The sequence below is a fragment of the Pigmentiphaga sp. NML080357 genome (assembly GCF_002188465.1).
In the GTDB taxonomy this organism is placed as follows: Bacteria; Pseudomonadota; Gammaproteobacteria; order Burkholderiales; family Burkholderiaceae_B; genus Pigmentiphaga.
On sequence record NZ_NINW01000024.1, the window covers coordinates 113,529 to 132,453 of the forward strand.

The following is an 18,925-nucleotide window of genomic DNA, read 5'->3' on the forward strand; positions in this document are numbered from 1 at the left end:
GAGACCAGACATGCTCAAGTCGTTCTTACCCGGGGTACGGCGGTTCGCAGGGCTGTTCGCCGCAGTGGCGGCGGGCGCGGCGATGCCGGCCGCGACATTCGCCCAGGGCGCGTACCCCGACAAGCTGGTCAAGATCGTCGTGCCGTTCGCGCCGGGAGGATCGAGCGACATCGTCGGACGCGTCTTCGGCGAATACCTGCAGAAGCGGACCAGGCAGCCGGTCATCATCGAGAACCGGGCCGGCGCCAACGGCATTATCGGCACCCGCTACGTCAAGGACGCCGCTCCGGACGGCTACACGCTGGAGCTGAGCACCAATACGACGCACGCCGCCAACGTCAGTCTCTACAAGCAGCTGCCTTACGACGCCATGGCCGATTTCGAGCACATCGCGCCCTTCGGCATGTCGGCGTCGGTGGCACTCGTGACCAAGGAGTCCGGCATTACCTCCATCAAGGCGTTGGCCGAGCATGCGAGGTCCCATCCGGAGCAGGCGTTCTTCGGCTACTACAACTCTGCCTCGCAGATGTCGGGCGAACTCTTCCGCCTCAAGGCGGGAGCGCCGATCAAGGGCGTCTCCTATACGTCCATAGGCAATGCCACGACCGATCTCATGGGCGGGCGGATCCTGGTCGTGTTCATGGAATACCTGCCGTCGGTGGGGCAAATCGCCAGCGGCAAGCTGGTGCCGCTGGGCGTCACCGCGAAAAAGCGCTATGCGCTGTGGCCGCAAGTGCCCACGATAGCGGAGACCTATCCCGGCTATGAGCTGGATTTCCACCTGGGCCTGGCCGCGCCCAAGGGCACGCCGGCGCCCGTTCTCGACAAGCTCCACGGCTGGATGATGGACGCGGCACGGGACCCGGCCTTCGTCGCCAAGCTGCACGAGCTCGGCATGGAGCCGCTACCCATGTCGCGCAAGGAGTATGTCGAATTCTCGCGCGAGAAGATCGCGTATTGGGCCGAGCAGGTCAAGGCGGCGGGCGTTCCGCCGCAATAGCGCGGAGCGGCGATCACCACGTCAACGGACTGAACAGAAGGAAGCCAAATGCGCCTGGGCTATTTCACGATGCCGCTGCATCCCTTGCATCGGAACCCCACTGAAACCCTGCAGGAGGACCGGCAGGCCATCATCCTCGCGGACGAGCTCGGTTTCTACGATGCGTTCGTCGGCGAGCACCTGACCGACCAGGCGGAGAACGTCACCAACAGTCTGCTGTTCCTGGCAACGTTGATTCCGCAGACCCGGCAGATCAAGCTCGGGTCGGGAACCTCGAACCTGTCGCACTCGCATCCGACCTTGCTGGCCACGCACGCGGCGATGTTCGACCACTTGGCCAAGGGGCGTTTCATCTTCGGGATCAGTCCCGGCGCGTTGGCCTCGGATGCCGAAGCGCTAGGTATCCTGGACGAGGACCGCAACCGGCTGTTCGCCGAGGCGATCGACGTCATCCTGGCCATCTGGGAAGGAGAGGCGCCGTACGACATCGACCTGCCCGGCAACCGTTTCAAGGTTTCCACCGCCGCGACGGCGGCGTTCGAAATCGGGCGTGGCATCATGCTCAAGCCCTACCAGCGTCCGTATCCGGAAATCGTCGGCACGGTGGTCGCGCCGTTCTCCAAGGGCGTGGTGGCGATGGGCAAGCGCGATTTCCACCCCATGTCGGCCAATTTCCTGCTGCCGCACTGGCTGCGCAGCCATTGGGAGAACTATGCCGAAGGCAAGCGTGCCGTTGGCCTTGCGCCGGATACGGCCGACTGGCGCATCGCGCGCACCATTTTCGTGGCGGACGACGATGGCGTGGCGCGTGCCTACGGAAAGCAGGATGCCAACAGCCCCTATCGCTACTACTACCGCCAGATGCTGACGAAGATGAAGATGTCGAACCGCCACGTCATCTTCAAGAAGCACAAGGACGAGGACGACGCGGCCGTCACCCTGGACCGCCTGGTGGACGAACTCGTCATCGCGGGAACCGTCGAGCAGGTGGTCGAGCAGATCCTGGCATTGCGCGAGACGGCAGGCGATTTCGGCGAGATCGTCTACGCCGGCATGGACATGGTCGACCCGGAGCTCGCCCGGCGTTCGATGGAGCTCATGGCGACGCAGGTCATGCCGCGGGTCAATGCGGCCCTCGGCGTAGGGCATGCGGCCTGAGTCGAAAGGGAGGCTGACATGGCGCTCACCGAAAACGAGTTCCGCCAGATGATGCGGCTCTACCCGGCGGCGGTGACCATCATCACGACGGGTCGGGCGCCGAACCGGGCCGGCATGACGGCGACCGCCGTGATGTCGCTGTCGACCGATCCGGTGCGCATCGTCTGCGCGGTGAACCAGTCCACTTACACCTACAGCCGGGTGGTCGAGAACCGCAAGTTCTCCGTCAACATGCTGGACCTGGGGCAGGTTCGGGTTGCGCGGGTCTTTGCCGGACACTCCGGCGAATCCGGCGACGCACGCTTTTGCGACCAGGATTGGACGACGACCTCGTCCGGCGAGCCCATGCTCAAGGGAGCGGTGCTGACCTTCGACTGCGCGCTGGTGCAGAACGTGGACGCCGGGACTCATGCGCTGCTGATCGGCCAGGTGGAGTCGGGCTATCGATCTCCGGATCAACAGCCGCTGCTTTACCTGAACGGATCATGGGCGGGCGTACGGAGCGTGCGGGAGGCCCCGCTGCCTTCCTAGGTCGCGCCGCATGCCTCGGCGTACGCATCTCCATGGCCGGCCAGCACGTCGCGCACCAGCACCTGGAACTCCGGCTTGCCGCTCTTGCCTTCCACGACCCGGTAGATGTGGTAGTTCTGGATGGGGTAGTTGTTCTTGTTGAACTTGAACGCGCCTCGGACCGATTCGAACTTCGCGTTGCGCAAGGCGGCATTCAGCGCCTGGGCATCGGACACGTCGCCGCCACGGGCCTTGACGGCAGCGTCGATCAGCATGGCGGCGTCATAACTGAAGGCGGCGAACGAGGTCGGCGGGCGCTTGTGCTTTTTCTCGAAGGCGGCCACGAATCGGCGCGACTGCTCGTTGTCGGCGCTGGGCTGCCAGGCCTCGGCCACGATGGCGCCGATTCCGGCCTTGCCCATGGCGTTCACGCTGCCGGGCTCGATGGTATGCACGGAATACATGGGCAGTTTCTGCAGCATGCCGAACTGCTGGTACTGGCGCACGAAACTGACACCCTGGCTGCCGGGGAAGAATGCGAACAATCCCTTGGCGCCGGACGAGCCGACAGCCGCGAGTTCCGCGGAAAAATCCAGCTGGGTGAGCGGCGTGTAGGTCTCCTGCACGATTTTGCCCCGGTAGAACCGCTTCAGGCCCGTGACCTTGTCCTTGGAGCCCAGGAAGTTCGGCGCGAGGATGGCGAGCTGTTCAATCTTGGCATCGTTCAAGTACTTGCCCATGGCTTCGGCCGTGGCGTCGCTTTGCCATGAAGTAATGAACAGGTTGGGCTTGCACTGCGCGCCGGCGGTGGGCGAGGGGCCCGACACCGACCCGATGAACGGAATCTTGGTGCCGGCGATCTTTCCCTGCAGCGCCATCAGTACGTTGGCGTAGGTCAGCCCGGTGACGATGTCCACCTTGTCGCGGTCCAGCAGCTTGGTGAGCGCCTGGACGGCGACTTCGGGCTTCATCTGGTCGTCCTCGCGGATGACCTTGACCTCGACACCCCCCAGCTTGCCCTGCATTTGCTCGATGGCGAGCATGAATCCGTCGTATTGGTCCTGGCCGACGTCCGCGGACGGGCCCGACAGGGTGGCCAGGAAGCCGATCTTGACCTCGGCCTGTGCGGGGGCGCAGGCGGCCGCGACGGCCAGGCCCAATGTGAAAGCCAGAGTGCGTTGCATGGTGTCTCCCTACGTTGATGTGCCTGCCTTGGGGGCAGGTCGCCATGTGGTTCGAAATCCGCCGGCGGCATCGGGCATGCCCGCATGTCGCTGTTGCCGGACATCACTGTGCTTTATAGTTGCCTCATCGGTTTTCGAGTATCTGTGCAGGCGGGCCCGTCATCTACCGGTCTGCCGTGATTCCAAACTATTAGCGGTGTTGATAGTTGTCCTGCGCCGCTTCGGGACCGCGACGTGAAAGACCTGAACCTGCTGTACGTATTCGAAGCGTTGTGGCGCGATCGGTCGGTCACCCTGGCGGCCGAGAACCTGGGCGTGACGCAAGGCGCTGTCAGCAGCGCCCTGAAGCGGATGCGGCTCGAGTACCGCGACAAGCTGTTCGTGCTGGCGGGCCGCCGCATGGAGCCGACCGCGCTGGCGGCCGAGATGGCGCCGGCACTGATCGAGGCGCTCAACGCCGTGCGCAAGACCTCGGGCATGCTGTCGTCGTTCGACGCCGCCCAGTCGCGGCGGGCTTTCACGATACGCACCCGCGACGTGGGCGAGGTCGTGGTGCTGCCGAGCCTGTTCGCCCGCGTGGCCCAGGAGGCCCCGGGGGTGAACCTGAACGTGGTGTTCGCGCCGATCGACGAGACTGTGCATGGGCTGTCCACGGGCCGCATCGACGTGGCGCTCGGCTACCTGCCCGCGCTCGAGCGCAACATCCACAAGAAAGTCCTGTTCAAGCAGCGCTACCTGTGCCTGATGCGCAAGGACCATCCCATCGCCCGGCAGGAGCTCACGCAGAAGCGCTTCGTCGCCCAGCAGCATCTGCTGGTGGAATATGCCGGCAGCGGCCACATCCTGCTCGAGCGCGCCCTGAACGAGGTCGGCGCCAAGGACCGGATCCGGGTGCGCATGCAGCAGTACCTGGCCGCGCCGCACCTGGTGCTGAATTCCGACCTGATCTGGACCTGTCCCGAGTCGCTGGTTGTCGAGCTGTGCAAGTACTTTCCGCTGCTGGTGAAGCCGTTGCCGCTGCCGCTGGGCCACTTCGAGGTGGCCTTGTACTGGCACGACCGTTTCCACAAGGATCCAGCCAGCCAGTGGTTCCGGTCGAAAGTGGTGAGCTGCATCGACAGCATCGGCTTTCGTCCGTGAACGCGGGCCGATGTCCGGCCTTGGGCAGGGGCGCGGCATCATTGCACGATGGTGAACTGGAACGAACCGATGTGTTCGATCCATTGCCGGACCACGTCGCCCGGCTGCAGGAAGCGCTTGCGGGCGGCGCCCACGCCCGCCGGCGTGCCTGTCAGGATCAGGTCGCCCGGCATCAGCGTCAGGCGGGAGCTCAGGTGGGCGATCTGGTCGGCGATGCTGAACAGCATGCGGGACGTGTTCGAGTCCTGCATCAGTTCATCGTTCACCCATAGCTTCATGGCGAGGTTCATGGGATCGGGCACGAAGCGGGCCGGCGTGATCGCGGGCCCGAGCGGGCAGGCGCCGTCGAACGACTTCTGGCCTATCCAGTCCCACTTGAAGGGCGAGGCGTCGCCCACCCCCGGGCGGCCGAAGTGGCCGCGCGCCGACAGGTCGTTGGCCACCACGTAACCTGCCACATGGTCCATGGCTTCATCCAGGCCCACGTCCTTGGCGGTCTTGCCGATCACTACGCCCAGTTCGAGCTCCCAGTCGAGCTGGGGCATGCCACGCGGCACGCGCACCTGCGCATCGGGGCCGACCACGGTGGTGCGGGACGCCTTGATGGCATGCCAGGGTTTCTGGCCGGCCCCCTTGGGATCCGGTTCCAGAGGCATTGACAATTCCCGCTGCATTTCTTCGACGTGGTCGCGGTAGTTCGCGCCGGCGAAGTAGATGGTAGGAGGATGGGGAAGGGGAGCGAGCAGGGTGGCGCCGCTGACCGGCTCGCGGCCCGGCAGGTCGCCGGCCAGTGCGCCGAGCTTGTCGTTGGCGCGGGGCCAGTCGTCCAGCACGTCCTGCACCCTGGCATAGCGAGGCGAAGCGTAGATGTTGCCCTCGTGGAGCAGTCCGGTTTTCTGTTCGCCCCCGTGCAGGAACGTGACGAGCTGGATCATGCGGCACCCTGGTTGCGGATCTTGAGTTCTTCGAGCGAACCGATGTCGGCGGCGTCGTCCATCGAGAAGCGGTCGCCGAAATCGAACAGGTCGTCGTGCTGGAAACCGTTCTCGTAGTACTGGAGCTCCCACCAGTTGTGGTCCAGGTCTTCGAGATAGAAGGAGTAGACGCCGTGCATGTCCTGCACCGGCAGAACCTGGCGAATGCCGTACTTGTCCTGGTAGCGCAGCGCATCCGCGTGCGCCTGGTCCACCGCTTCCTTGGTGGGCAGGTCCAGGCCCCAGTGATTCAGCAGATTGGTCGGATGGACCTGGTCGCCGACCTCCACGCAGATGATGTGAAAGCGCATCGCCAGTCGGACCGCCATGGCCGGCTTGCCATGGCGCACGCATTCCAGGCCCAGGAACTCTTCATAGAACCGGCGCGAGGCCTTCAGGCTATAGCACTCCAGCGTGCCGTGCCCGAGGCAGAACGGCTTGACGATGGACTCGTGGGCAGGGATATCCACCCGGCAATTCTCAGGCAACATGACGATCTCCTCATACTCACCGCGCAGGGTCCGCGCGAAAAACTTTCCTAGGTCAAGGGCGCCGGGGATCCGGCTCCACCGTCCTCCAGCGCCGGGGGCGCGCGTCGGCGCGCAGGGGAGGCCTTTTCTAGGGAGAACCCACCTCTCTAGCAGTCAGGAACGAATCGGCAAAGAACTCGTCTTCGGGCAACCCGCACCGGGCCACGTAGTCGCGCCGGGCGGATTCGACCACCACCGGCGCGCCGCAGGCGTAGACCTGGTGGCCCGACATGTCGGGAAAGTCTTCCATGGCGGCCCGATGCACGAACCCGGTCCGGCCCGTCCAGGAGCAGGCCGGAGTGGGCTCGCTCAGTACCGGCACGAAGCGGATATGGTCGTACTGTTGCGCCCAGGATTGCGCGAGATCGTGCAGGTAAAGGTCGGCGCGGCGGCGCCCGCCCCAATACAAGACGATGGGCCGCCGGATGCCGCGTTGCAAGGAATGCTCGATGAGCGACTTGATGGGAGCGAATCCCGTGCCGGACGCGATCATGAGCGCGGGCTTGTCGCTCTCGCGCAGGAAGAACGAACCCAACGGCATTTCCAGCTTGTGGATTTCCCGCAGCTTCATGGAGCCGAACACGTGGTCGGTGAACGGTCCGCCAGGCATGTGGCGGATGTGCAGTTCCACCTGCCGCACACCTTCGTTGTGCGGCACGTTGGCGATGGAGTAGCTGCGGCGGCTGCCGTCCGCACGCAGGATGTCGAGGTATTGGCCGGCGCGGAACAGCATCGGTTCATTCATCGGCAGGCCCAGCGTGACGATCATCACGTCGTCCGCGGCTTTCTCCATTTTCAGCACGCGTGCCGGCAGGTATTTGGCGCGGATCGCGTCGCCGGGATCGAGCTCCTTCACTTCGACGACCAGGTCTGTCCGCGGCGTTGCCTTGCACAGCAGCGCCAGGCCGGCGCGCTTGTCGTCCTCGCTCAGGTAGCTGGGATGCACGTCGCCGTAATCGACCTCGCCTTCGAGGATGGTGCCGCGACATGTGCGGCAGACGCCCGAGCGGCAGCTGTAGGGCAAGAACAAGCCGGTATCGAGGCCTGCCTTCAGGACAGGCGTATCGGACGGGCAGGTATAGGTATGGCCGCTGGGCCGCAGCGTGATGGTATGGCTCATGTCTCGTATCCGCGCGGGGCGGATGTGCCGGACGCGGTTATTGGAATTGGGGACAGTCTAATGACGGGCCCGGCGCAGAACTATCGCTGCACGCGAAGCCTTGCTATTAATGGCATTAATGCTCGGGTTTCCCCGTAGTTTCCTCGGGAAGGGGGATCCCTGGTATCGCCGGCATGCGGAACTATTGACCGCAGCAATAGAAAAAAGCGGGCGACGGCGTTTTCACCGCGACCCAGGCTTCCCGCCGGCTGCGAAGGTGGTAAGATTTTGTAACAAAGACGGCCTGCGCCAATGGGGTGGCGTGGCCGCGAGTTTTCCGGAACAAGAGGGCTTGATGGCGTTGCCTTCCAGCGATGTCTTGGACCTGCTGCTCGACGCCATCTGCGTGGTGGATCGGCAGGGCCGTTTTTTGTCCATCACGGGCGCCTGCGAGAGCATTTTCGGCTACAAGCCGGAAGAAATGGTGGGACGCCCCATGATCGAGTTCGTCTACTACGAGGACGTCGAACGTACGCTCAGCGCGGTCAAGCGCGTCGAGGCCGGCTACCTGCAGCGCCATTTCGAGAACCGCTACGTGCGCAAGGACGGCACCCTGGTCACCATCATGTGGTCGGCGCGCCTGTCGGAGTCCGGCGACACGCGCGTGGCGGTGGCGCGCGACGTTACCCATCGCCACCAGTGCCTGCCGGAGGAGTTCGTCGATCCGCCGGCCGCCGCGGTGCCGGGCGTCTGGTACCTGTCGGGGACGCCGCCGCTCCTGATGCCGCCGGCTGCCGACCCCATCGCGCTGTCGGCGCTCGATTACGCGCTCCTGTGCGCGCTCGCGACAGGCGAGCAGTGCGTGTCCCGCGAAGACATCCTCGCGGCGCTGTCCGAGCGCTTTCCGGGCTACGACCGGCGGCGCCTGGATACCCAGATGCGCCGATTGCGGCGCAAGGTCGAGGAGGCGAGCGGCCTCAGGCTACCGGTATCGACGGTCAGGAACATCGGGTTCTGGGTGTCCGAGCCGATCGAGCTGCGGCGCCAGGGCCAGGTCTAGGCCGCCTTCAGGGCGATTTCGCGCACGACGCGGGCAGGCGCCGGCCCGCTGAGCCGCGCGCGGCATGACCCTGCCCGCGCAATGGAAATCGGCAACGGGGAAGCCCAAGGCGAGGCCGTGGCGCACCGCATGCTGAGGCCTTCCCGCCCTTGGCGGGCCGCCCGACCGCCCGCCGTATACTGCCCGCTGGCCGCGTGCAGATGAACAGACCAACAAAACAGGGCATTCGATGGAGCCGTCAGCAATCACCCGATCCTCCGCATTCCTGCAAGCCACCGACGAAGGCAGCGCCACCAGTTTCCGCTGGCTGCTGGGGCAGTCCAAGACTCTGACGCTGCCTGAACAGATCGCCGCGCACGTGGGCGATCGGATCCTGAATTCCGTCATCCAGCCCGGCGAATGGGTGCGCGAGCAGGACATCGCCGACGAGTTCGGCGTCAGCCGCAGCCCGGTGCGCGAGGCAATGCGGCTGCTGGAAAAGGAAGGCATCGTGCGCATCCACGCGCGGCGCGGCGCCCAGGCCACGCAGCTGTCCCTGAAGGAAATCGAGGATTTGCTCGAGGTACGCCTTGCGCTGGTCCGCCTGGTGGCGCGCCGGATCGCCTCGTCGGCCTCGCCCGAACTGCTGGCGATATTGGAGGAGGGCGTCGGCCAGCTCGCCACGCTGGCCGACGATCCCGACGGCGGGGACGCGTTCGGCGAAATCCTGTCGCGCCTGACGCTGTGCTGCGCCGCCTACAGCGGCAACGATCGCCTGTTCATGCTGATTACCTCGCTGTCGCTGCAGATGTCGCGCTATACCCGCCTGGGACTGCGCTCGGTCGAACGCCGCAAGCGCTCGTTGGCCCTGTGGCGCAAGTCGCTGCAGGCGTTCCGCAAGCGCGACGCGGACGAGGCCGAACGGCTGTGGGCCATGCGGCTCGAGGAAAACAGCAATGAGATCCGGCGCCAACTGCAGGTCGGCGCCTCCCTCTAGGGCTGGGCGCTCAGGCTGGAGCAGCGATAGCTCGCGGCCTCGCGCCGGTCTCCGCCCACGTATCGCGGGAACGCCGGATAGCGGCACATCGGACGCGCTGCCAGCACGGCATGCGGCGCCGCGGTGTCGCGCCTGACCTGGAGCAGGGAATCGCCCGGTGCGACGTTCCCGGCTACCCATTTGTCCAGGGTCTCCAGCAAGTCGTGCGAGGTCGGCACTTCCTCGCCGGTCGTACGGCTGGCGGCCCGGCCGCCGTGCGAAGAGGCGGGCGACACATAGAGCCGCAGGAATTTGTCGACGTCGGACTGGCCCATGCGGGCGACCACGCTTTCGTAGTAGTCGATGCCCGCGGCGGCGCTTTGCGCGAAGTCGCCGGTGTTCTCGCGGATGATGAGCTTGCCGCCGCGCTTGAAGAAGGCCGACAGGTCGGGGTTGGTGGAATCCATCCATTCCGAGACTTGCTGGATGCGCGAGGCGAAGGCGAGGGGATCGTAGGCCCGCACGTCGAAATCCGGATCCCTGGCAATGACGTACCGGGCGTAGCTGCTGCCATAGATGACGCCGCGGGCATCCGCCGGCGATGGCGTCGGAACGGATGGGACCCGTCCCGTGCTCACCCAGCGGCCGATACCTTCGCCGCCGGGCTGGATTTCTCCCCCGAACAAGCGGCCCGGATAGGAGGTGACGCCGTTGGCCAGCGCAAAGGGAAGGCGTATCGGTTCATACGCCGCCGCGAGCGTGGCAAGCTGCGCATCCGACAGGCAGGTATCGCCGGCGTCGCTTCCGTCCGGGCAGCGCAAGGCCCGCAGGTCGAACCTGGCCCGGCAGCCGAGGTAGTCGCTCACCACGCCGTCGGCAATGCCGTCCAGCGCATCGCATGCGTCGTTGACGGCATCGGCCACCAGCGTGATCTTGGCGTTGTCGAGCGTGCCGCCGCCGAACTGCGGCTGGGTGAAGGCAAGGAAGCCATTGAACAGGCCGGTCCAGTGGATGACGGGGACGACCGAGACGATTCCATCGAAATCGTCCGGGTAGCGCTGGGCCATCGTCAGCCCCTCGCGCCCGCCTTCGGAGCCGCCGAAAAAGTACTGTTTCTGCGGCATCCGCTGGTAATAGCGCCGCAGGATGTCATGCGCCGCGTCCTTCACCTTCTTGTAGGACTCGTGGGCGAAGTTGGCGAACATCTCGTCGTTCAGCGCGAACTTGCCGGGATCGGTGGCGACGTAGTCCGCCGCATCGTGGCCCGAGTCGGTGCCGAAGGTCGCATACCCTTGGGCGAGCGGGGTGGGCTGGCCGGCGGGCGCGTCGCGCAGGGGATCCAGGCCGGTTACCAGGCTGCCGTTGAAGCCGCCGCCGCCGTACATCAGCGCTTTTTCGTTCCACGAGAGGGGCAGGTTGAGCTGGAACCGGATGGGATCGGCACCGGCGGTGCGCGCGGCAATGGAGCCGAGCACCTGGCAGTATTCAGGCAGTTTGCTGTCGGGATTCGCCGCGACGAGCTGCGCCGTGGCGATCGTTGCTTCGCCGCTCGGCAGGCCGATGGCGCCGGCCGGCACCTTGGCGCCGGCGAGCGTCGGGCAGGCCTGCTGCAAAGCCGCCCTGTCCGGAGGCGGGGGCGGCGCTGTGCCGGGAGCGTGGCCGTCGCCGTCCCCGCCGCACGCGGAGAGGATCGCCGTGGCTGCGGCAAGCGCGGCGGCGGCGCCTTGCCAGTTTGTTCCGAAACTGCGGGCGCGGGCTCGAATTGGGGGCTTCATGTCTCCTCCTTGGGCATTATTTTTGTGCACGATAATTCATTATCGTCAGTGGATTAGATGCACTTTAATTCACTTAAGCAATAGGGAATTCCATCACAGCGAGGAGCCGGCGCCGTCGAAGACAAGATCAACATTGCTTCATAAATTGTCGACAATGTTAAGATGTCCAGAAAATACGCGACAAGGAGACGACATGACCGCCCAGGCAGTACAACCCCTCGCCGGCCCGGAAGTATGGAGCGGCGCCAGCCTTGCCGGCACCAGCGACTGGATCTGGCGCCTGGATGCCGGAGAAATCCGTGAACTGGCCTCGGCGACGGCCGCCGCAATGGCCAAGGGACTGCGACCGACCGAATTCGAGGCGGCCGACTTTCCCGTTCCACGCATGGCGGCGCGGCTGGCTGCGGTGCGCGATCAGCTGGAAGGTGGCCGCGGCTTTGCGCTGCTGCGCGGACTTCCCATAGGCGACTACACCGACGACGAAGCGCGCGTGCTGTTCTGGGGGCTGTCCGTGCACCTGGGCGAGCCGCAGGAGCAGGACGGCGCGGGCAATCGCATGCACAGCGTGACGAATACCGGGCTGAAGGTATCCAACGACAATTCGGTGCGCAGCTACCAGACCGACGACGAACTGACCTTCCACAACGACGGCGGCGACGCATTCATGCTGCTGTGCCTGCGCACCGCGAAGTCGGGCGGCGTGAGCAAGCTCGTCAGCGTGGCGACGCTGTACAACGAAGTGCTGCGGCGCCGTCCCGACCTGGTCGAGGTGTTGCAGCAGCCATTCCATTTCGATACCCGCGGACAGCACCGCGGGGGCTTGCGTATCCAGACCGTGCCCATCCTGAACTTTTTCCAGGGGCGGCTGAGCGCCTTGTACAAGCGCCGCTACCTGAAGCTCGCGCAGGAGCTGCCCGGCGTGCCGCGCTGGACCGAGGCGCAGGCCCAGGCCATCGAACTGGTGGAAGAGATCTGCAACGATCCGCAGGTGCAGCTGAGCTTCAGCATGGAGCCGGGCGACATCCAGATCGGCAACAACTATTCGGTGCTGCATGCCCGCACCAAGTACCAGGACCATGACGAGCCGGCCCGCCGGCGGCATCTGTTGCGCGCCTGGCTGACCTTGCCGAACGGACGGCCGCTGCCCGCCGTGTTCGGACAGACGCGGGAATTCGGCACGTCGTACGAGCGCCGCCACGGCCAGGCCGCGGTATCGGCGTCGTGAAGGGGGAAATATGATGGCTAAACGTTTCTGGGTTGCCCTGCTGGGCGGCGCGCTGCTGGCCGCTGGCGCGGCGGCGCAGGCGGAAGACGCGTTTCCCTCGCGTCCCAGCCGGCTCATCGTGCCGTACACGCCGGGGGGAAATACCGACCTGCTCGGGCGCGTGATCGCGCAAGGGCTGAGCCAGGCCTGGGGCCAGTCGGTGGTGGTGGAGAACAAGCCCGGCGCGGCCGGCACCATAGGGGTGGAGATGGTGGCCAAATCCAAGCCGGACGGTTACACCACCGTGCTCGGCTCGTTCGGCAACATCCTGGTCGCGCGCAGCCTGTACAAGAACCTGGGCTACGAGCCGACGAAAGATCTCGAGCCGGTGGCGCTGCTCGCCATGCCGCCCGTGGTCCTGGTCGCCAACGAGCGCATGCCCTTCAATGACGTGAAGGGGCTGATCGACTATGCCAGGCGCAATCCGGCCAAGCTGAACTACGGATCGTCGGGCAACGGCTCGTCCAACCACTTGTTCGGCGAACTCTTCGCCTCGATGGCCGGCGTCAAGCTTACCCATGTGCCGTACAAGGGCAGCGGGCCCTCGGTATCGGACACCATCGCCGGCCAGATCCAGTTGAACTTCGCGCCGTTTCCGCTGGTGCGCGAGCACATCAAGAGCGGCAAGCTGAAGGCGCTGGCGGTGACGAGCGCCAAGCGTTCGCCCGTGCTGCCCGAGGTTCCCACGGTCGCCGAGGCCGGCCTGCCCGGCTACGAGGCCGTGGGTTGGTTCGGGCTGATGGCGCCGGCGGGCACGCCCAGGGAAATCCTGGAACGCATCAACCGCGACGTGAACCAGGTATTGAAATCGCCGGCGGTAAGGGAGAACCTGATCAGCGAGGGCGCCGAGCCGGCGGGCGGATCGGTCGAGGACGCGCGGCGTTCCATTGCCGAGGGCGAGCGCAAGTGGGGGAGGCTGGTCGAGCAGTTGAATATCCAGCTGTAGAGGCAGCGACGCGTTTCTCAGCGATTTGGCGCAAGGGCTTTCCCTCGCGTTTTTCAATGGCTGTTTTCCAGCGAGCGTAACGAGCCTTCGAGCCCCTCCAGCAGACGGCCGGCCTCGGTGCAGGGAGCGGGATCCTGGGCGATGGACTGCAATAGCGCGACGAGGCTGCCGGACTTGTCCTCACGACGGCTTGCGTGGTCGAAATGCGGGTTCAGCGCGCCGTTGGCGTTGTACTTGCCGTGCAGGAAATCCATCAGGTCCTGTTCGAAGTCTGCCACGGCGACGTTGCCGATGCCGAGCAGGCATGCGCAAGGACCGCCACGCAGCGGCAAGTGGCCTTGTACCAGCCGTTGCCATCGCCCGGCGAGCGAGACGGCCTTCAACCTCGGATCGCTTGACGGTCCAGTCACTCGAGCTTGACCCCGATATCGCGCGTCAGTTTGCGGAATTTCTCCACCTCGGCCTTCCTGAATTCCGCGTACTGCGCGGGCGTCGAGAAAAGCGGTTCTTTGGCCGTTTCGGCGAACGATTTCTCCAGCTCCGGATCCTTGAGGATTTTCTGTACCGTGGCGTTGATGGCAGCTACCACGGATTGCGGTGTGCCAGTCGGCGCTTCCAGTCCAACCCAGGAGGACAGCGCGAAGCCGGGGATGAATTCGGAAACCGCGGGGACCGAGGGCAAACTCGGACTGCGCTCTCGCGTCGTCACCGCGAGCGCCTTGACTTTGCCGGCCTGCACGCTGGGCAGCACTGAGGTGTCGCCGAAGAGGTAGTCGATTTGCTCGCCGAGCAGGGCTGTGAAAGCGGGCGCAGTGCCGGGATAGGGTATGTGCGACGCTTTGGCGCCGGCGGCCTGGTTGAGCATTTCGCCTGCCAGATGAGGAACGCTGGCGGGCCCGGAAGAGCCGAAGTTCATCGAACCGCCTCGCTGCTTGAGCGCCGCCAGCAGAGTGGGCAAGCTGTTCAAAGGAGAGCGTTCCGGCACCGTCAGGATGAAGGGACTGTCGCTCAACAGGGCGACGGGAGTCAGGTCGGTGAGGTAGTCGTACGGGAGCTGCTTGAACAGGGAAGGGGCGATGGCATGCTGGGTTACGCTCACCAGCAGCGTGTAGCCGTCGGGTTTGGCCCGAGCCACATGAGCGGCGCCGATGGTGGTGCCGCCCCCCGCGCGGGATTCCACAATGACCGGGTGTCCCCACTCCCGGCCCAGGTACTTGGCCACGGTACGGGCCAGGATGTCGGCTCCGCCGCCGGGAGGATAGGGAACTACCAGCGTAACGGGCCGCGAGGGGAAGGTCTCGGCGGCGATGCCGGCGACGGGCACGGTCAGCATGGCGCATCCTGCTGCCAGGCCGAGCGCGACCTTGTGCCAGGCCTTGGGTTCGAACCGGATAAGGGGCTGGATCATGGTGTCTCCTCTTGGGTGGTCGCCGCTTAGCGCGCCGGCATAGTTCGCCTGAGCGCCGTGGTCGCCGCTGTATCCGGCTTGCCTTCCCGGATCGCGACTTTATAGATTTCCTGCGCTTGCCTGACGCCGACATAGCCTTGCCGGACATCGTTGGCCACGGCGTCGGGATCGCGCTGCTCGGGAGAGCCGAAGCCGCCTCCGCCGCCTGCCAGAAGATGCAGGGTGTCGCCTGCTTTTAAACGCTCGTTGCGGATCTTGCCGGCAACGACCTGGGGGCCCGCGGCGGTGTGCCGGGTGACGAAGACATTATTGGGAAGGCCGGCGTGGCCGCCTTCCAGCCCCCATGGTGCGCATTGCATGCGATCGGCCTGGACGTCCACGGAAATCGGTGATCGCGCGCGCACGACGACCTCCGTTCCCAGGCCTCCCCGGTATTGGCCGGCGCCGCCAGAGTTTTCTCGCAAGGCATGCCGTTCGATCAGGATCGGATACTTGGCCTCGAGCTGTTCGCAGGGGCTGTTGTGGGTATCGCCGTCGTTGGAGCAGACCACGCCGCTCATGCCGTCGCCAGACCGTTTCGCGCCCCAGCCGCCGCCCGTGGGGCCGATGAATCCTATGAAGAACTTGCCATCGGCCGGCGATATGCCGTGGAACAGGGCAATCACGAGGTCGGCATGGTGAGCCGCGATGGTGCGGTCGGGAATAGCCGACGCCATGGCCTTGAAGATGGTGTCGACTACGGTCATGGGGAACGTCATCCACTTGCGCATGGCCGCCGGCTTGACGGCGCTGACGACGGTACCCTCGGGTACGATGACTTTCAGGGGCCTAAAGCTGCCGTCATTGATGGGGTAGTCGGTGGGCGAAGTGAGGCATTTATAGGCGACCTGGGCGCAGGAATACCCAGTGCTTGGGCCGGAGTTGAAGAAGCCGCGGACCTGGGGGCTGATTTCGGACAGATCGACCGTCAGTTCGTCGCCTTTCTTGATTACCCGGACCTTGATGGGAACCGGCTTGCCGATGTCCAGCCCGTCGTCGTCCATGAACGATTCCGCTTCGTAGACGCCGTCCGGGATGGATCGCGTACGCTCGCGCGCGGCGGCCTCGGATTGATCCATGATGTTCCGGATGGCGCCGAGCACAGGCGTGCGGCCATACCGTTCGAGCAGCTCGGCAAATCGCCGAGCGCCGGTATTGACAGCGACGATCTGCGCGCGCAGATCGCCCATGGCGCGCTCGGGCAGCCGCACATTGGCCTTGATGATCTCGACGAGATCTTCGTTGACGACGCCTGCGCGCTGATACTTCATCACGGGGATTTGGATGCCTTCGGAATAGATATCCGACGTGACGCCTCCCAGCGAGCCGCCTACATCGGGCCAGTGCGCCATGCAGCACGCCCAGGCCGTGAGCTTGCCATCGAAAAATATGGGTTGGCTGAAGGTGAAGTGATTGAGGTGGCTGCCGGTGATGTACGCGTCATTGGTGACGAGGATGTCGCCGGGCTCTATGCCTTCCATGCCGTAGCGGCTTAGTTTGGCATCCACGGCATTGGCCATGCCACGGATGAAGCTGGGCAGCCCGATGCCAATCGATATGGTCTGGCCTTCCGCAGTGAACAGGCCTACCGTGAAATCCAGGGCTTCGTAGATGATCATGTTGTAGGCCGTCCGCATGAGATTGGTCTTCATCTCTTCGGTCACGGCGAGGACGCCGTTGCGAACGATTTCGGTCAGCACGGCGTCCGGGCGGTCATCGGCGCGAGTGGGATGGGAAGTGGCGCTGGGCATTATCGGGAGACTCCCAGTTCGATGTGGAGATTGCCGTACTCGTCGACAGCGAGCGCATCTTCGGGAAAGAGCACCGTGGTGGAGGCGTGCTCTTCGATCAAGGCGGGACCGACGATACGATGGCCCGCGAGCAGCATGTCCCGGCGGTAGACCGGTGTCGGCATGCGGGGTTGGTCCTCGGAGAAATAGACGCCGCGTTCGGCGATGCATGCTGCATCCGCCGCCTCTGAGGGAGCACGCGCAATGCGCTCCATAGGCGGCTTGGGCATGATGCCTGTGGTTGCCGCCCGCAATGTCACGATCTCCACCGGCTCGTCCGGTGCGCAAGTGCCGTAGCGCTGTTGGTGAACTTGATCGAATCGCGCCTTGATGGCGGCCTTGTCCTCTGCTCGCAGGGATGCTTCATCCAGTTCTACGGTGACGGAGTGCTCCTGTCCAACGTAGCGCATGTCCGCGGAATAGGCGACGAGGACTGAGGACGGAGCCACGCCTCCTGTCGCAAGCGCTTTCCGTCCCTGGCCGGCGAGAGCGTCGAGCTGCTCCATGATCTCGGCTAGATGTGCCTCTTCGAGCTTCTTGAAGCTCGTGCGGACGTAGTCGTACCGGAGGTCGGAGTGAAGCATGCCGAAGGCGCAGAAGTGGCCCGGCGCGCGGGGGATGATCAGGTGTTTCATGCCGATCTCGCGCGCCACCGCCGAAGCGTGCAAGGGGCCGGCGCCGCCGTAGGCGATCAGTGTGAACGACGCGGCGTCCAGGCCTCGCTCGGTCGACACGCCCTTTACCGCGTACGACATCTTGGTGGCGGCGATGCGGAGTATGCCTTCGGCCGCCTGTTGCACGCTGATGCCTAGCGGCGCCGCGATTCTCGTCTCGATGGCACGACAAGCGGCATCGGAGTCGAGTTGCATCTGCCCACCCAGGAATCGCTCCGGGCTGAGTCGACCGAGTACCAGGTTGGCGTCGGTGACGGTCGGCGCAACACCCCCACGGCCGTAGCAGGCCGGGCCAGGGTCGGCGCCCGCGCTTCGAGGCCCGACGTGCAGGGCGTTGCCATGATCGAGCTCGGCAATGCTGCCGCCGCCGGTTCCGACCTCGAATACGTCCACGAGCGGGATCTGCACCGGCAGTCCTTGGTTGTATCCGCCTACCAGTGCGAGATTGCCGGTGAGCACGCGCCCCTCCAGAATGACGCCCGCCTTGGCGGTCGTGCCGCCCATGTCGAATGCGATGGCGTTCCCGATGCCAAGGCGATCGCATAGCGCATGCGCGCCTACCACACCGGCCGCCGGCCCCGACTCGAGCATGCGTACGCATTCGCGGCGCGCTTGGCCGGATGCGTACAGTCCGCCCGTGGATTGAACGAGCAGGAACGATCCTTCGAATCCCTCCCGCTGGAGCCGGGTCTCGATCTCGCCCACGTACCGGCTGACGATAGGGCCGACGTAGGCATTTGCCACCGTAGTCGAACAGCGCTCGAACTCGCGGTATTCCTGCGAGAGCTCATGCGATGCCGTCACGAACACATGTGGCAGCCGTTGCTGGACGATCTGCTTGACGCGTATCTCGTGCGATGGGTTGGCATAGCAGTGGAGCAACAGAATGGCTACTGCCTCGATATCCTGGGCCAGAAGTTCGTCGCAAATGCGGTGCACGCTCGCTTCGTCCAGAGGGACATGGACCTCGCCATCCGCAGTCAGGCGCTCCGTCACTTCGAAGCGCGATGCCCGCTCTACCAGAGGCACGTGCTTGGAAAAGAACAGGTTGTAGGCATCGGGACGGTTGATGCGCCCGATTTCATAGATGTCGCGGAACCCCTGGGTAATGAGCAACGCAGTGCGCGCGCCCCGCCGTTCCAGCAGCGTGTTGATGGCCACCGTGGAACCATGGAGAAAGACTTCCGCATCCCTGAACCTTGTCCGGGCCTGGTCCACGCCATTTGCGATGCCGTCCACCAGATGATCGGGGGTGCTGAGCGACTTGCCGAGCGACAGGGTCCCAGTGCTGGCATCGAAATACGCCACGTCCGTAAAGGTGCCGCCTATATCGGCGGCAAGCCGACTGCCTTGTCTCATGTTCCTCCTCGTGGCGACGGGTGTCTCGACGGCTATGAAGGTCAACCGTCTTTTTAAGGT

17 protein-coding genes are annotated in these 18,925 nt (G+C 65.0%); 8 read left to right on the forward strand and 9 right to left on the reverse strand.

The window, feature by feature from the left end; translation table 11 throughout:
* Positions 1-10 precede the first annotated feature (10 nt).
* Genes CDO44_RS07795 through CDO44_RS07805 form a run of 3 tightly spaced genes read left to right on the forward strand, consistent with a single transcriptional unit; the run spans position 11 to position 2,689 of the window.
* The gene (locus CDO44_RS07795) at positions 11-1,000 is read left to right on the forward strand and encodes a tripartite tricarboxylate transporter substrate binding protein (RefSeq protein WP_087779662.1); all 990 of its coding nucleotides are present in this window, start codon (positions 11-13) and stop codon (positions 998-1,000) included.
* 48 nt (positions 1,001-1,048) lie between these two features.
* The gene (locus tag CDO44_RS07800; RefSeq protein WP_087779663.1) at positions 1,049-2,158 is read left to right on the forward strand and encodes an LLM class flavin-dependent oxidoreductase; all 1,110 of its coding nucleotides are present in this window, start codon (positions 1,049-1,051) and stop codon (positions 2,156-2,158) included.
* Between the two features lie 18 nt (positions 2,159-2,176).
* Positions 2,177-2,689, forward strand: a complete 513-nt coding sequence (locus CDO44_RS07805; protein WP_087779664.1) for a flavin reductase family protein — start codon at positions 2,177-2,179, stop codon at positions 2,687-2,689.
* Here CDO44_RS07805 and CDO44_RS07810 read toward each other — a convergent pair.
* On the reverse strand, positions 2,686-3,852 hold the full coding sequence (locus CDO44_RS07810) for an ABC transporter substrate-binding protein (RefSeq protein ID WP_087779665.1): 1,167 nt from the start codon (positions 3,850-3,852) through the stop codon (positions 2,686-2,688). The two genes, CDO44_RS07805 and CDO44_RS07810, sit on opposite strands and share 4 nt — an antisense overlap.
* Before the next feature lie 234 nt (positions 3,853-4,086).
* Between CDO44_RS07810 and CDO44_RS07815 the strand changes: the two genes are divergently transcribed.
* Positions 4,087-4,992 carry a LysR family transcriptional regulator gene (locus CDO44_RS07815; RefSeq protein ID WP_087779666.1) on the forward strand — a complete coding sequence of 302 codons (906 nt, stop codon included), beginning with the start codon at positions 4,087-4,089 and terminating at the stop codon, positions 4,990-4,992.
* Positions 4,993-5,030: 38 nt separating this feature from the next.
* Here CDO44_RS07815 and CDO44_RS07820 read toward each other — a convergent pair whose 3' ends face one another.
* From CDO44_RS07820 to CDO44_RS07830, 3 genes are all read right to left on the reverse strand, one after another.
* Complete coding sequence (locus CDO44_RS07820) at positions 5,031-5,927, reverse strand: fumarylacetoacetate hydrolase family protein (RefSeq protein WP_087779667.1); 897 nt, start codon at positions 5,925-5,927, stop codon at positions 5,031-5,033.
* A complete protein-coding gene (locus CDO44_RS07825) occupies positions 5,924-6,457 on the reverse strand; it encodes a VOC family protein (protein WP_087779668.1) in 534 nt (177 codons plus the stop codon). The genes CDO44_RS07820 and CDO44_RS07825 overlap by 4 nt, the downstream gene beginning before the upstream one ends.
* 127 nt (positions 6,458-6,584) lie before the next feature.
* Complete coding sequence (locus CDO44_RS07830; RefSeq protein ID WP_087779669.1) at positions 6,585-7,616, reverse strand: CDP-6-deoxy-delta-3,4-glucoseen reductase; 1,032 nt, start codon at positions 7,614-7,616, stop codon at positions 6,585-6,587.
* A gap of 334 nt (positions 7,617-7,950) precedes the next feature.
* On the opposite strand from CDO44_RS07830, the gene CDO44_RS07835 reads away from it, so the two are divergent.
* Complete coding sequence (locus CDO44_RS07835; protein WP_087779670.1) at positions 7,951-8,655, forward strand: PAS domain S-box protein; 705 nt, start codon at positions 7,951-7,953, stop codon at positions 8,653-8,655.
* A gap of 229 nt (positions 8,656-8,884) precedes the next feature.
* Positions 8,885-9,631, forward strand: a complete 747-nt coding sequence (locus CDO44_RS07840; protein WP_087779671.1) for a GntR family transcriptional regulator — start codon at positions 8,885-8,887, stop codon at positions 9,629-9,631.
* On the opposite strand, the gene CDO44_RS07845 is transcribed toward CDO44_RS07840, so the two are convergent.
* Positions 9,628-11,385 (reverse strand): tannase/feruloyl esterase family alpha/beta hydrolase, encoded by a 1,758-nt coding sequence (locus tag CDO44_RS07845; protein WP_087779672.1) that lies wholly within the window; start codon positions 11,383-11,385, stop codon positions 9,628-9,630. The genes CDO44_RS07840 and CDO44_RS07845 overlap by 4 nt on opposite strands.
* Positions 11,386-11,578: 193 nt before the next feature.
* Between CDO44_RS07845 and CDO44_RS07850 the strand changes: the two genes are divergently transcribed.
* Together CDO44_RS07850 and CDO44_RS07855 are read left to right on the forward strand one after the other, a co-directional pair.
* Entirely contained in the window at positions 11,579-12,610 is a 1,032-nt protein-coding gene (locus CDO44_RS07850) for a TauD/TfdA family dioxygenase (protein WP_087779673.1), read from the forward strand.
* Between the two features lie 10 nt (positions 12,611-12,620).
* The gene (locus tag CDO44_RS07855) at positions 12,621-13,595 is read left to right on the forward strand and encodes a tripartite tricarboxylate transporter substrate binding protein (protein ID WP_087779674.1); all 975 of its coding nucleotides are present in this window, start codon (positions 12,621-12,623) and stop codon (positions 13,593-13,595) included.
* Between the two features lie 53 nt (positions 13,596-13,648).
* On the opposite strand, the gene CDO44_RS07860 is transcribed toward CDO44_RS07855, so the two are convergent.
* The 4 genes from CDO44_RS07860 to CDO44_RS07875 are packed head-to-tail and all read right to left on the reverse strand — an operon-like array spanning position 13,649 to position 18,865.
* Positions 13,649-13,978: a hypothetical protein gene (locus CDO44_RS07860; protein ID WP_087779675.1), complete on the reverse strand. Its 330-nt coding sequence runs from the start codon at positions 13,976-13,978 to the stop codon at positions 13,649-13,651.
* Positions 13,979-14,001: 23 nt separating this feature from the next.
* A complete protein-coding gene (locus CDO44_RS07865) occupies positions 14,002-15,003 on the reverse strand; it encodes a tripartite tricarboxylate transporter substrate binding protein (protein WP_087779676.1) in 1,002 nt (333 codons plus the stop codon).
* A gap of 26 nt (positions 15,004-15,029) precedes the next feature.
* Positions 15,030-16,793, reverse strand: coding sequence for a hydantoinase B/oxoprolinase family protein (locus CDO44_RS07870; RefSeq protein ID WP_087779677.1), 1,764 nt, complete (start codon positions 16,791-16,793; stop codon positions 15,030-15,032).
* The gene (locus CDO44_RS07875; protein WP_087779678.1) at positions 16,793-18,865 is read right to left on the reverse strand and encodes a hydantoinase/oxoprolinase family protein; all 2,073 of its coding nucleotides are present in this window, start codon (positions 18,863-18,865) and stop codon (positions 16,793-16,795) included. The genes CDO44_RS07870 and CDO44_RS07875 overlap by 1 nt, the downstream gene beginning before the upstream one ends.
* Positions 18,866-18,925: the final 60 nt, after the last annotated feature.